The organism is Novosphingobium sp. NPDC080210 (assembly GCF_050281025.1).
GTDB lineage: Bacteria > Pseudomonadota > Alphaproteobacteria > Sphingomonadales > Sphingomonadaceae > Novosphingobium.
This window is the reverse complement of record NZ_JBNNWL010000001.1, coordinates 240178-254343: the sequence shown is the minus strand read 5'-3', so window position 1 is coordinate 254343 and position 14166 is coordinate 240178. Positions and strand designations below refer to the sequence as shown.

Here is a 14166-nt window from a genome sequence, read left to right as displayed (position 1 = left end):
TCTCTCTTGCGCTAATCTAGGGTCGAAGGCGGGCTTGGCAACGCTTTCCCGCACATAGGATTGCTAGTCTCCACCCAAACCCTGCTTGTGAATGGCCAGAAGCTCCGCCGGAATTTCCAGCAGGACAGGCGTTTGCGTGTAAAGCAGCGCCGCATCTACCCGCCGTCCGGGATAGGTCGCTTCCAGCGCGGCGGCATAGGCCGCCATCTGCCGCAGGATCGACACCGGCACTTCGTCGAGGCCAGCGGGCGGGCGGCGCGCGGTCTTGAAGTCGACCAGGCGGATTCGCTCGCCCTCGATCAGCAGGCGGTCGATGGTTCCGGCCACGACCTGACCGCCGACGGTTGCCGCAATCGGCACTTCGGCCAGGGCACCGGGCGCGAACAGATCGGCCCAGGCGGGATGCGCCAGCACGCGCAGGGCCGAGGTGACCATTTCGCCGCGCGCCGCGCTTTCCAGTTCGGACGCGGACCGCGCCAGCCAGGCCTGCGCCGCTCCTTCGCGCTCTGCCGGGGCCACTTCGGGCAAGCGTTCCAGCAAGCGGTGGAGCAAGACCCCGCGCCGCGCCGCCGCCGCACCGGCACCCGCTGGCCAGGGCGGATCGCTGGCGCGGTCCTCACCCAACGAAGAGGGGGCAAGCGGCTTTGGCGGACGCGGTTCAGCCGGGGCAGTCCTGGCCACCCAGGGGGGCAGCAGGGCCAGCTGGCCGACCGCGCCGGTCAGCGGCGGGACCGCCACGTCCGGCGCCTCGCCGTGCAGCTTGACCGCGCCCCACAGCGGATCGTCCAGCCAGTCCCCATCGAACAGCGGCTCCAGCCGGGCATACCAGCTATCGGCATTGGGTTCCTTTTCGCGGGAACTGAGCGCCCCGCCGATGAACAGCGCCTCTTCGGCGCGGGTCATGGCGACATAGAGCAAGCGCCAATGCTCCTGCATTTCCTCCTGCTCGGTCTGCGCCTTGGCCTCGGCAATCGCGCCCGCCACTTCGTGCTTGTTTAAACGCGGAAGAGGAATTTTCCTACCTGACAGGTTGTCGCTTAATTCCAGAGCAGAACTGCGGGAAGCACGGGGATTGTCCGCCGCATCGGCCAGGATCACGATAGGGGCCTGCAAGCCTTTCGAGCCGTGCACGGTCATCACCCGCACTTCGTCGCGGTTCTTGCCTGCCTCGCGCTTAAGCTCGCCCTCGCCCGCGTCGAACCACTGGATGAAGGTGTTGAGACTGGGCACCTTGCTGGCCGAAAAAGCGCTCGCGGCGTTGAGCAGTTCGTCAATTGGATCGCCCGCTTCGGTCCCCAGCCGCGCGACCAGCTTGCGCCGCCCCTGCCACGGACCGGTCAGGATCCAGTGGAGCAGCGCTTGCGGCGGGTCGTAGTCGGCAATGCGGAGCAATTGCGTCAATTGCTCCCACGTGCGGTCCACCAAAGGCTCGCCCCGAAGCTTGCGCAAATGATCGTAGAGGTGGACGCCTTCGGGCCGCCAGCCGTGGCTCAGCAGGTCGTCCTGGCTCCACCCGATCAGCGGCGAGACAAGCAGGCAGGCAAGGTTCAGGTCGTCCAGCGGCTGCGCGGCAAAGCGCAGCGCGGCCATCAGGTCGCGCACCGCCAGCGGCGCGGCCAACCGCAAGCGGTCCACCCCCGCCACGGCGACGCCAGCCGCATGGAGCCGTGCCACGATCAGGCCCGCCAGTTCCTTGCGCTTGCGCACCAGCACCATGACATCGCCCGGTGTGGCGCGCCGCGCCTTGCCCTCCGGTTCGCCCTTTACCAGCGGAAAGCCGTGGTCCATCCACGCCTTGACCTGCCGCGCGATGCGGTCCGCCAATTGCCGGTCGCTGCGGGAAAGCCAGCCTTCCTGCCCCTCTTCCGCCGCTTCGCCGGGTTCGCCTTCATCTTCGGATGGAGCGCCCAGCACGCGCCAGAACACGACCTGTCCGGGGCGGTCCTGCCCCTTGTGCGGCTCTGCCGGCTTGCCCAGCCCAAATCCTTCGTGGCCAATGTCGGCAATTGCGCGGTCGACGAAGTCGAGGATCGCCCGCGCCGTGCGGAAGCTTTGCCCCAGGTCCAGGTCGCGCAGGCTGCGCGCCTGGCTGGCGGTGCGCAGCTGGGCAAGATTGGCGGCGAGCCCTTCCATCTGCCCGCGCACCCGGTCCTTGGCCCGCGCGAAGTTTTCCGGGCTGGTCCCCTGAAAGCGGAAGATCGCCTGCTTGTAATCGCCAACCACGAACAGGGTGCGCAGCTTGTCACCATGCGCGCCTTCCCCGGCAAAGAAATCACCGGTCAGGGCATTGATGATTTCCCACTGCGATTCGTTGGTATCCTGCGCTTCATCGACCAGGATGTGGTCAAAGCGCCGGTCCAGCTTGTAGCGGATCCATTCGGCCAGATCGCCGCGCGTCAGCAGGCCCGCCGCCTGACGGATCTGGTCGTCAAAGTCGATATAGCCAGCCCGCGCCTTGGCATCGTCCCACAGGGCCGAAAACTTGCGGCCCAGTTCCAGCGCCGGGGTCAGGAAATCGGCCAGTTCCAGCAAGGCACGGCGGTCGCGCACGGCCTTGCAGCAGTCCAGCACCGCCTGGGCCGCCTCTTCATAGAACTCTTCGAACTTGGCGATGTAGCGCAGGTTCTTGGGCCGGTCGTCGAGCGTGAACAGCTCCTTCACCAGTTCCGGCAGGGCTTCCAGCCGCTCTGCCGGGCCGCTTTCCAGCCAGGACTGGATCGCCGCCGTGCATTTCTGTCCGGTTGGGGAAGACCATTGCCGATAGGTGCCCAGGCATAGTTGCAAGGCATCGGTATCGAACACCCCGTTGCTGCACAGGTCGGCCAGGTCGTCCGCGCAGGCATCGCTGGGCAGGCCGATCAGGCGCAGCACGTTGGCCCGCATCGGCGGTTGCCAGCCGCCCGGCCCTTCCCACGCCTCGCGCGCCGTGGCGCAGCGCAGCAGCCAGGCGGGGACGGCCATGGGGCCAAGCCGGACCGAAAGCTGCTCCAGCGCGGCAAAGGTGGCAACGTCGTTGCTGCGCTCTGCCTCCAGCAGCATGTCGGACAGGACTTCGCGCAGCAGCAGGTCGCGGTCGCGATCCTCCATTGCCTTGACGCCGGGCAGCAGCCCCGCCTCGCTGGGAAAGGCCGAAAGCAGCCACTGGGCAAAGGCGTGGATCGTGTCGATCCGCAGCCCGCCGCCGGGGCAATCGAGCACTTCGGCAAACAGCCGCCGCGCCTTTTCCTGCGCCGCCGGGCCGTAGTCCGCGCCGATGGCCTGCAGGTCCTGCGCCAGCGACACGGCATCGGCCCGCACCCAGCGCGCCAGCACTTCGTTGATCCGCGCCGCCATTTCGGTCGCGCCCGCCTTGGTGAAGGTCAGGCAGAGGATCTGATCCGGGCGCACGCCGTCCTGCAGCAACAGGCGCAGCACGCGGGCGGAAAGCACCTGGGTCTTGCCCGTTCCCGCCGAGGCGGAGAGCCAGACCACTTCACCCGGATCGACCGCCGGGTGCTGTTCATGGGTCAGGGGGAAGAGCCGGCTCATCCCTCGGCCTCCCCGCGCGCCTGCCATTCGTCCAGCCGCATCAATTGGTCATAGTCGTTATAGCCGCCCAGATCGGGATTGAGCCGCGCCGTGAACGGCTCGTCGCCCTTGATCCACTTGTCGATGGCTTCCAGCAGATAGCGCTGCGTTTCCATCAGGAATTCGTCGCGCGGAATGCCCACTTTCTTGCCGTCAGCCACCGGCTCGTAGACATAGCCAAAGCCGGTCGCGCTCTTGTCGTCCTTGCCGAACGACCAGTATTCGAACCCGTCGGGCATTCCGGCCACGTCCTTGAACCCGCGCGCATTGGCGATCAGGCCCAGGGTGCCAAGCTGGAGCGCGAAGCCATCCTTCACTTGCCCGCCCGATGGCGGCTTGCCGGTCTTGTAATCGACCACGACCAGACGGCCATCGGCGCGGCGATCGATCCGGTCGGCGCGGCCATGGACTTTCACTCCGGCGAGAGTCATCTCGCCCTTGATCTCGCTGGCCAGCACTTCGCGCCCCTCGCCCCGGTCCTGCGCGATTTTCAGGTCGATCCATTCCAGCGCGCGGGACAGGCGCGGCCACCATAGCCCGCGCGTGACGACATGGGCCTGCATCTTGGCCAGCTCTTCCTGAGCCAGCGCGGTCAGTTCGCCCGCACCGCCGCCGTTCTTGTGCCAGCGTTCCATCACGGCATGGACCACGGTGCCCTGCCAGGCGGCGGTCGGTTCCGCATCCAGCCCGTCCTTGCGCCGCAAGCGCAGGATCGAACCGGCATAGAACTGATAGGGATCGCCGCGCAGCCGGTCGATCGCGGTCACGGCCAGGGCCACGTCGCGCTGCTCGGCGCTGGGGCGCGGCTGGGGCCGGGGATAGGCCGGCGCGGGCGAAGCATGGTCAATGGCGCGGGCGAGCGCGACCGCCTCCGTCTCGCGGTGGCTTTCGGCCAGTTCGCCCAGCATGGCCTGAACCCGCAGGACAAAGCGGCTGGGGATCACCGGGCCGCCTTCGCTGCGCTGCGCCCAACTCAGCACGACTTCCGGTGCGCCCAGCGCTCCGGCCAGGTCATGCGCGGCCAGGCCGATGCGGAATTCGCCCGAAGGCACGCCCAGCGCGCGCAGCACCGGCGGCGGCAGGCTGGGTTCCGGGCTGGGCGCGGCGGGCCAGGTGCCCTCGGCCAGACCGGCGCAGATCACCAGATCGGCGCGGCTCATCCGCGCTTCGAGCAAGCCATAGATGGCAACGCGGGGATGGCCGCCCCATGGCGGGCGCACCGAAACCCGGTCCATCGCGTCGCGCAGCACGCCGGGCAGGTCCTTGGCGGCAAGGCGCGTTCTGGCCTGATCCGCCGCGATTCGCAGTTCCTCCAGCCAGGCAGAGAGCGAGCGCCCGTCCGCCTCGGCCCATAGCCGCGTGCCGCACAGGGCTTCCCCCGCCTCGGCCAGTCGCGCCAGGGCCGTGCCCAGTTTAACTTCGTCCGCGCCTGCCAGCAGCGGCGCAAGGATCGCCTGCACGCCGTCCCACCAGGCGGCGATGTCGCTGCCTTTGCCGCGCCGCGCCTGTTCGCGCACGATTTCCGCCAGCGGCTCCAGCCCCGGAGAGGGACGCGGACCGCGCAGCGCCAGATCGAGCGCGCGGGCATTATCCAGCCAGACCGCGCGCCCTTCCCCGGCACCGGCCAGCGGGTGAGTCAGCAGCGACAGCAGCGGAACCGGCGTAGCCTGCTCTGCCGCGACTTCGGCCAGCAGCAGCAGGATGCGGCCCGCCGGGGTCTGCGGCAGCGGTCGGCCCGCCGTATCATCGGCAACAATGTCCCAGCGCTTGAGGTGCGCCACCACCCGCCCCGCCAGTCCGCGATCCGGAGTGATCAGCGCGACGCGCTTTTTCGGCACTTCCAGCGCCTGGCGGATCAGCAGGGCAATGGCCTGCGCTTCCTCGCCCGGATGCGCGGATTCCATCAGCCGCACGCCGGACAGACGGCGCTGGTCGGGCTTCAGGTCAACCCAGCCCGCGCTGCCTTCCGGCGGCAGGAACAGGTTGGAGATCGCCCGGCTGCGCTCTGGCGGAGCGGCGGCCATGCCCGCGCGGTGCCAGGCATCCACTTCGCCGCGATTGACGCCCATGCGGTTGAGCAGCAGCTTGAGGTGATATTGCGGGTGCGCCAGGGCATCGCGCTCCCCAAACGGAGCCTCGCCCTCGCTCGCCGGAATCCCGGCGCTGCCCAGCGATTGCCAGACCGCTTCGTCCAGCGACAGGTCCAGATCGGGCAGGATCACCGCGCCTTGCGGCAATTCGGACACGACGCGCAGCAGGCTGGCGAGCGCGGGCGAAGCGCTGGTCACCCCGGCAGCGACGACCGGATGAGCAGGCGGCCTCTCGCGCCAGCGCCGCGCGGCATGGGCGAACAGGCGGTTGCGCCGCTCAGGCGCGTCAACCTCTCCCCGCGCGGCCAGTTCGGCCAGCCAGCGCGCCTGGACGCGGGCGAAAGTGCGGGTCGATTGCTGCCAGTGGCTGGCCAGATCGCCGACGATCCCGGCAATCCGTTCGTCCAGCAGGTCGCCCAGTTCCAGCCCCTCAACCGTCAGCCGGTCCATGGTCCGGCCCGTTTCAAAGGCCAGGCGCAGCAGGCCGGGAGCCTTGGGCGCATCCGGGCCAAGCTCCTCGCGCAGCAGGTCCGCCAGCCGCAGCCAGCGCAGCGTCGGATCGGCGGCCGGAGGCACTTCGCTTCCCGCGCCGAGCGGATCGAGCAGCGGGCCGAGCGTCTCGTCCAGGTCCAGATCGCCCACCGCCGCCATGCGCGGCAAGAGCATCCCGCCGCCCGAGAGGCGCACGAAAGCCTCGGTCACGATCCGCACCGCGCGGCTGGAGGGCAGCAGCAGGGTCAGCCGCGCCAGCCCGAGCTCCTTGTCCGCGTAGCGCGGGATCAGCCCGGCCACCAGCGCGTCGGCAAAGCCCCGGTGGGCGGCGATGGAATAGACCTTTGGCCCGGCGCGTTCAGGCACGTTCCAGCCGCGCCTCTGCCGGAGCAATCGCTTCGGGCGTGCCCAGATCGAACCACTCACCCGCATGGACCACGCCGTAAAGCCGCCCTTCGGCCAGCGCCCGGTCCCACAGGACATTGGTGGAAAACGGCCCGTCCGGCGCATCGCGCAGCAGCCGGTGCGATGCAATCTGGGCGCCGATGAAGATATAGGGCGCGCTGTCCTCGTCCTTGGCGCGGCGGCGCAGGCGGCCATCGGCTTCGAGATGGAAATCGCCCTTGCCGCGATGCTCAAACGCCCGTTCGCGCGGGACCAGCAGCAAGAGCGCGTCCATCCGCTCCGCATCCCAGGCATCGGACAGGTCCAGCAAGGTATTGCGCGGCCCGTCGATCCAGATGTTGTCGCTGTTCAGGCAATAGAACGGGTCGGGCAGCAGACCGCTGCGCCAGGCCTTGACCATGCCGCCGCCGGTTTCCAGCAGCAGGTCACGTTCGTCGCTGAAAGCAACGGAGGGATGCTGGCGCGTGCGCAGGTACGCCTCGACCTGATCGGGCAGGTAGTGGACGTTGACCACGGCCTTTTCGATCCCGGCATCGGCCAGATGCTCGATCATGTAGTCGATCAGCTTCTTGCCGCCCACTTCGATCAGCGGCTTTGGCGTGCCCGCCGTCAGCGGCAGCATCCGCGTGCCCAGCCCTGCGGCCATGACCATGGCGGTATCGGAAACCAGCGCCGTGCCGCTCATGGATGGAACACGCCTCCGCCTGCCGCGCGCAGCTCGGCCGGAATATTCGCTTCGAACCATTCCGCCACGGGGGCCAGCGCCGGATGGCTCAGGTCGCGTTCCAGCAAGGCCCAGACGCGGGGGATGTAATCCAGGTAGCGCGGCTTGCCGTCGCGCTTCCACAGGCGGACGAAGATGCCGACGATCTTGGCATTGCGCTGTGCGCCGAGCCGGGCATAGTCGGCGAGAAATTCTTCCGCATCCGCGCCGGTTTTCTCGACATAATAGTCGAACATTTCCGCTTCCAGTTCGGGCGACACGTCGCGCCGCGCATCCTGGAGCAGCGAGACCAGGTCATAGGCCGGATGGCCGTTCAGCGCGTCCTGGAAATCGAGCAGGCCCTGATCGCGCAGCGCGCCCAGCAGCATGATGTTCTCGGCGTGGTAATCGCGCAGCACGCAGATACCGGGACGCTGGCGGGGGAGCATGTCGCCCAGCACCTTTTCCCAGGCGCTGGCATAGCCCGCCTCGTCAACGGTCAGGTTCTGCGCGGGGCAATACCATTCAGTCAGCAGCCGTGCCTCGCGGAGATATTCGCTGAGCGAATAGTCGCGAAACGGACCCGGCGGCAGGCGGCGCAATTCGACCAGGGCGTCAATCGCCGCGCGGTAGACCTCGGCCTCGTCATCGGGCCATTCGTCGAGGTATTCGCGCATCCGCACTTCGCCAAAGTCCTCAAGCAGGACCAGGCCCGCCGCTGCGTCCTCAGCCAGGATCTGCGGCGCGCGCAGGCCATTGGCGTCAAGCCACTTGGCGGCGCGCAGAAAGGGCTGCGGATCTTCGTGCGGCGGCGGCGCGTGCATCAGCATGGCCGACTTTTCACCCTGCCGGATGCGGAAATAGCGCCGGAAAGAGGCATCGCCCGGCAGCGGTTCGACCTGCGCCGCGGACCAGCCCGCAGTGTTCAGAAATGCTTCGATGCCGTCCGGCAGACTGTCGCTCATGCCAAGCGCCCTAGCCAATCGCGGCCGGGTTCGACAATCGCCTTGCGCCCCCTATCCGCAGTTTCGAGGCGGATCGACAGGCAGCCTGCCTCGTGCGCGAAACCTCCCGCCATTTCAGGCCATTCGGCAATCAGCGCGGCACCGTGGCGATAGTCGTCCAGGCCCAGTTCCTCCACCTCTTCCGGGTGCTTCAGGCGGTAGAAATCGGCGTGGACCAGCGGCAGGCGCAGCGCGGGCGGATCATAGGTTTCGATGATCGCAAAGCTGGGCGACGGGACTTCACCCTGATGGCCAAGTGCGGCAATGATCGCGCGGGCCAGGGTGGTCTTGCCCGCACCCAGCCCGCCAGACAGGGCGATCACGTCACCGGGGCGCAGCGCCTCGGCCAGGCGCGCGCCCAGCTGCTCCATCGCGGCAAGATCGGGCAGGTCGATGATCATGCTTACGGCAGGTCCACGATGGCAGCCGTGCCCTGCCCCGGCTCGCTGATCAGCTCCAGCGTGCCGCCGTGAGCCTCGATCAACTGGCGGGCGAGCGGCAGGCCCAGGCCCTGGCGGCGTTCCACGCCTTTGCCGTCGCTGCTGACCTTGATCCCTTCCAGCGCGCGGGCCAGCGTGGCCGCGTCCATGCCCGCGCCGTTATCGGAAATCACCAGCCGCGCCTTGCCCTTGTGCACGCCCAGTTCGACCAGGATGCGCCCGCCTTCCGGGGTAGCGGCAATGGCATTGTCGATCAGGTGGCCAATGGCGCGGCCCAGACGGCGGCGGTCGCCCTGCAACCGTCCGGCGCTGCGGTCGCCGCGCATGTCCAGCGTCAGGTTCGCCGCCTTGATCCGCGCCGCGCGGTCCTCAACCAGCTTGGTGACGAAGGGCAGCAGGTCGATTTCCTCCTGCGCCAGCGGGAGCATTCCAGCCTCGCTCTGCGACAGGTCGAGAACGGATTCGATCTGTTCGCCCAGCCGGTCGACCGATTGCAGGATCGCGCCGACATATTCCTTGCCGCTCTCGCTCAATTCACCGCCCAGCCCGGCCTCCAGCAATTCGGCAAAGCCGCCGATGGAGGTAAGCGGGGTGCGGAATTCGTAACTCATGTTGGCAAGGAAGCGGGTCTTCATCGCGTCAGCCTCTTCCAGCGCGGCATTGCGCTGCTTCAGGGCTTCTTCGGCCTTTTGCGAGTCGGTGATGTCGAGCACGGTCAGCAGGCCATTGCCATCGGGCAGCGGCACCCCGGCGAATTCCAGCGTGCGCCCGTCGGCCAGCAGGGCGCGCCCGCCGGTCTGGCGGCGGTCCAGCGTGGCGGCGCGGACAACGTCGCCCACGGCCTTTACCTTCACCGGCTTGGTCAGCTGCCGCGCGATCTGCTCCAGCAGCGTCTCGATCCGGGGATGGGTGTCGAGCAGGGTGTCGTCCAGCCCCCAGTCGGCAGCAAAGCGGCGGTTCCACAGTTGCAAGCGGCCATCCGGCGCGAAGATCGCGATGGATTCGAACAGGCTGTCGAACGTGGCGGTGCGGGTGCGCAGCAGGGTATCACGCGCCGCGGCCAGTTGCAGTTGCTCGGTCCGGTCCTCGGCAATCAGCATCAGCCCGCCATCGGGCAGCGGCTGGGCGACGATGCGCAGGTGCGTGCCATCGGCCAGCATCCAGGCTTCTTCCTGCGGCGTGCTGGCCATGAACCAGGCCGCGCGTTCGCGCCGCCAGGCCGGGAAGTCGCGCGCTTCGGGCACGCGCCCGGCATCGCGGGCCATGTCGAGCAGGCGGTCGAACTGCGGCAGGTCCAGCATGGCCGCCGCGTTCATGCCAAAGATGCGCTGGAACGGGCGGTTGGCGAAGGTCATCTGCCGCTTGGCATCGAACTGCGCCACGCCGGCGGAAAGCTGGTCCAGCATGTTGCGCTGGGCATCGCGGAAAGCGCGCAGGGTGCGCGACAGCTCTTCCATTTCCTCGACGTCGACGGCGTAACCGGCGACGCCTTCCTGCCCCAGCGGCAGGTCGGACACGCGCAGCGCGCGGCGCTCGCCATTGATCGTGGCAGAGACCATCCGCTCGATCGGCATCTGCTTGGCCGCAGCCTGAAGCGCGACCTGCCTGGCGGTCAGCCCGTCGACGCTTTCGACCAATTCCACCCCGTCCGCCGCGACCTGGCGGGCGTCCTGCCCTGCCACCGCCTCGACATAGGCCTGGTTGACCAGCCGCAGATCGCCGTCCGGGCCACGGAACCACATCGGCATGGGCGCAGCCTCGATCAGCCCGACCAGCGCGATGAAATCATCCCGGGCGCGGGCTGCTTCGCCGCGCAATTGCACCAGTTCGCTCTCGCTGTCGGAAAAGTCGAAGACCCAGACCAGCGCCGCCCCGCCCGGGGAAATCTGCGGGTCGGCCAGGTGTCCGCGCAGGGCCAGGCTGCGGCTCGATCCGCGCGGGGTGGCGACCATGCGGAACGGCGCCGCCGTGCGCTGGCAGCGGCGCACCGCCTCGGTCAGTTCATTGAGCTGTTCGGTGGTCAGGCCCCCGCCCCCGCCGTCAATGCGGCCCCCGTCGAGTTCGGTCAGAAATTGCGGGACGCTGTCCAGCCCCAGCCAGTTGGCCAGGCGCTGCGGAGCCTCGATCCGGCCATCGGCCCGCACCAGCAGCGGCAGGGCCGGACTTTCATCGACCATCCGCGCCAGCCGCCGGGCATTGCGCTGCCCGGCTTCGGCCTTGCGCTGGCGCAGCCGCGCGGCGGCAACGGCCCACAGCGCGGCGATGGTCCAGGCCGCCAGCAAGAGGCCAAGCAGGACCAGCGCGGTGGGGGTAAGCGTCATGTCTTTCAGCTATGCGCCGACGCGGGCAATGGCAAGACGCATGGCCCCGTCATCCCCGCGAAAGCGGGGGCGGCTGGCCGAAAAGCAGGCGCCCTTCGGCCAGCCAGTCCTTTGGGATCAATAGCGATAGTGATCCGGCTTGAACGGTCCTTCGGCCGAGACGCCGATATAGTCCGCCTGCTTCTGGCTCAGCTTGGTCAGCTTGACCCCCAGCTTTTCCAGATGCAGCGCCGCGACCTTTTCATCCAGGTGCTTGGGCAGGACATAGACCTCGTTCTTGTACTCGCTGTTCTTGGTGAACAGCTCGATCTGGGCCAGGGTCTGGTTGGTGAACGAGGACGACATGACGAAGCTGGGGTGGCCGGTGGCGCAGCCCAGGTTCACCAGGCGGCCCTTGGCCAGGACGATGATCTGCTTGCCGTCCGGGAATTCAACCAGGTCGGTGCCCGGCTTCACTTCGGTCCACTTGTAGTTGTCGAGCGCCGAAATCTGGATTTCGCTGTCGAAGTGGCCGATGTTGCAGACGATGCTCATCGGCTTCATCGCCTTCATGTGCTCGGCGGTGATGACGTCCTCGTTGCCGGTGGCGGTGACGAAAATGTCGCAGCGCTGCACGGCTTCTTCCATGGTGACGACTTCATAGCCTTCCATCGCCGCCTGCAGCGCGCAGATCGGGTCGATTTCAGTGACCATCACGCGCGCGCCGCCCTGGCGCAGCGAAGCGGCAGAGCCCTTGCCGACGTCGCCAAAGCCCGCGACGCATGCAACTTTGCCGGCCAGCATCACGTCGGTCGCGCGGCGGATCGCGTCGACCAGCGATTCCTTGCAGCCATAGAGGTTGTCGAACTTCGACTTGGTGACGCTGTCGTTCACGTTGATCGCGGGGAACGGCAGCTTGCCGTCCTTGGCGATCTGGTAGAGGCGGTGGACGCCGGTCGTGGTTTCTTCCGACACGCCCTTGATATGGGTGACCGACATGGTGAGGTAGCCCGGCTTGGCCTTGAGGAAGGCCTTGAGCGCGCGGCAGAATTCGATTTCCTCGGCATTGCTGGGTTCGAACAGTTCTTCGCCCGCCTCGACCCGCGCACCCCACAGCGCGAACATGGTGGCATCGCCGCCATCGTCCAGGATCATGTTGGCCGTGCGGCCCGAACCGTCGTCCCAGTCAAAGATCCGGCCAACATAGTCCCAGTAATCGGCCAGGCTTTCGCCCTTCACCGCGAACACCGGAATGCCGCGTGCGGCAATGGCGGCGGCGGCATGGTCCTGGGTCGAATAGATGTTGCAGGTCGCCCAGCGCACTTCCGCGCCCAGCGCGACCAGCGTTTCGATCAGCACGGCGGTCTGGATCGTCATGTGCAGCGAACCGGTGATCCGCGCGCCCTTCAGCGGCTGGCTGGCGCCGAATTCCTCGCGCAGGGCCATCAGGCCGGGCATTTCGGTTTCGGCGATGGCAATTTCGGCGCGGCCGAAGTCGGCAAGTCCGATATCGGCGATCACATAGTCGTGCTCATTGGCCACGTGGGGCAACTCCTGTCTTGATACAACCGGCACTTGCGCAAGCAAAAAGGCAGCGCCGTCCTGACGCTGCCCTTAGCCGCTTGGAGCCTGCGAGGCAAATATAACAGAACCTTTATATCATCTTTTCGAGCACCATCAGCAGAGTCCCGCTATTTGCGCAGCCAGGCCAGCCGCTGCGGCCCGCGCTCCAGCAAGGCGTCTGCCGCTTCGACCAGCGGCGCAGAGCCGCGCATGTCAGCCAGTGAACGCGCAACCTGTTTCAATTGCCCGCAATTCAGCCAGGGGTGCCCCTGCCCGTACTGGTTTGCCATCTGCGTGCTGAGCCGGTCCAGCGCGCGGTTTGCCCCGGCAGCGCCGAACCGCCGCGACAGGTCCGCCTTGAGGGAATCGCTCGCGGCATTCAGCGTGCCGAGATGGGCCCTGGTGAAGCGGCCATAGTCCGACTGGAAATTGTCCGCCGTGGTCCGGCACCGCAGCCCCGTGACCATCAGCATGATGTCCAGCCGGCGGATCTTTTCCGCCTGGTCGGCTCCATTCCCGGCAGCAGCGGTCGGAAGGGCAAGAAGCAGGGATAGGGCAGCCAGTCCAGCCGCGACGCCTTTGCTTGAACGCATGGCAAATTCCTCCGGCGGGACGATCCCGCTGGAGCGAAGTTTCGCGCAATGCCTTTACCCAATCTTCAACTGCCCCGGTAAAGCGAAATTAACCACGTGCTCTGCGCCTTGCCCCCGCGCGAAGGGCACCTATATTGCGAGGGAATCGCAAATTCCCCCAACCGTTCCCCGTATCAAGGAGAGAGATTATGACGATCGCTATTGGCGACAAGCTGCCTGACGTTAAGCTGGTCAAGGCCACCGAAAACGGTCCGGAAGCGGTGCAGAGCGCCGATTACTTCAAGGGCAAGCGCGTTGCGCTGTTCTCGGTCCCGGGTGCTTTCACCCCGACCTGCTCGGCCAAGCACCTGCCCGGCTTCGTGGACAAGGCCGCGGACCTCAAGGCCAAGGGCATCGACGAAATCGCCTGCACCGCCGTCAACGATCCCTTCGTGATGGGCGCCTGGGGCAAGTCGGGCGGCAGCGAAGACGTCACCATGCTGGCCGATGGCAACGGCGACTTTGCCGAAGCCCTGGGCCTGACCATGGACGGCAGCGCATTCGGCCTGGGCAAGCGCGGCCAGCGCTTCTCGATGGTGGTCAACGACGGCACCGTCGAACAGCTCCACGTCGAAGCACCGGGCGAGTTCAAGGTCAGCAGCGCCGAGTACATGCTCGAACAGCTCTAAGATCGCTTCAAACAAAACAAAGGCCCCTCTCGCGCTGCGGGAGGGGTTTTTGATTCTGCGCAATGCAACTTAAGTTAAACTTCTTATATCTGGCTTTGCGACCCGGAGGGACAGGCAACAGCCTTCCCTCACTTGGCCCGGAAAGCCGCAAGGCCTTCCGGGCCTTTTTTCGTCAGGCCGGAAAGAGTTGATAGCCCCGCTCAGGCTGAGCCTGTCGAAGCCGGGGTTCCGGGAAAAGGATTCACGCAAAGGCACGAAAAGAAGGAAGGCGCAAAGGGTTCGGGCCGCCGCAGGCGCTTGTCAATATTCCGGGCCTCCAAGCCAACCGCAGAAGGACCAGG

The 14166-nt window shown here is 67.1% G+C and carries 9 protein-coding genes; 1 reads left to right on the top strand and 8 read right to left on the bottom strand.

Features of this window, described 5'->3' with window-relative positions; translation table 11 throughout:
• Window positions 1-63 precede the first annotated feature (63 nt).
• The 8 genes from addA to ACQKOE_RS01195 form a co-directional block, all read right to left on the bottom strand.
• Complete coding sequence (addA, locus tag ACQKOE_RS01230) at window positions 64-3528, bottom strand: double-strand break repair helicase AddA (protein ID WP_427511205.1); 3465 nt, start codon at window positions 3526-3528, stop codon at window positions 64-66.
• Window positions 3525-6515: a double-strand break repair protein AddB gene (gene addB / locus ACQKOE_RS01225; RefSeq protein WP_427511204.1), complete on the bottom strand. Its 2991-nt coding sequence runs from the start codon at window positions 6513-6515 to the stop codon at window positions 3525-3527. Before addB ends, addA begins: the two co-directional genes overlap by 4 nt.
• The gene (locus ACQKOE_RS01220; protein WP_427511203.1) at window positions 6508-7239 is read right to left on the bottom strand and encodes a nucleotidyltransferase family protein; all 732 of its coding nucleotides are present in this window, start codon (window positions 7237-7239) and stop codon (window positions 6508-6510) included. Before ACQKOE_RS01220 ends, addB begins: the two co-directional genes overlap by 8 nt.
• Window positions 7236-8222, bottom strand: coding sequence for an aminoglycoside phosphotransferase family protein (locus tag ACQKOE_RS01215; RefSeq protein ID WP_427511202.1), 987 nt, complete (start codon window positions 8220-8222; stop codon window positions 7236-7238). The genes ACQKOE_RS01220 and ACQKOE_RS01215 overlap by 4 nt, the downstream gene beginning before the upstream one ends.
• A complete protein-coding gene (gene tsaE, locus ACQKOE_RS01210) occupies window positions 8219-8662 on the bottom strand; it encodes a tRNA (adenosine(37)-N6)-threonylcarbamoyltransferase complex ATPase subunit type 1 TsaE (protein ID WP_374589665.1) in 444 nt (147 codons plus the stop codon). The genes ACQKOE_RS01215 and tsaE overlap by 4 nt, the downstream gene beginning before the upstream one ends.
• 2 nt (window positions 8663-8664) lie before the next feature.
• Window positions 8665-11022, bottom strand: coding sequence for a sensor histidine kinase (locus ACQKOE_RS01205; RefSeq protein WP_374589634.1), 2358 nt, complete (start codon window positions 11020-11022; stop codon window positions 8665-8667).
• Window positions 11023-11139: 117 nt separating this feature from the next.
• Entirely contained in the window at window positions 11140-12543 is a 1404-nt protein-coding gene (ahcY, locus tag ACQKOE_RS01200) for an adenosylhomocysteinase (RefSeq protein ID WP_427511201.1), read from the bottom strand.
• A gap of 149 nt (window positions 12544-12692) precedes the next feature.
• Window positions 12693-13157 (bottom strand): S-adenosyl-L-homocysteine hydrolase, encoded by a 465-nt coding sequence (locus ACQKOE_RS01195; RefSeq protein ID WP_427511200.1) that lies wholly within the window; start codon window positions 13155-13157, stop codon window positions 12693-12695.
• 188 nt (window positions 13158-13345) lie between these two features.
• Here ACQKOE_RS01195 and ACQKOE_RS01190 point away from each other — a divergent pair, with 188 nt between their 5' ends.
• Window positions 13346-13825 (top strand): peroxiredoxin, encoded by a 480-nt coding sequence (locus ACQKOE_RS01190; protein ID WP_427511199.1) that lies wholly within the window; start codon window positions 13346-13348, stop codon window positions 13823-13825.
• The last annotated feature ends 341 nt before the right edge of the window (window positions 13826-14166 follow it).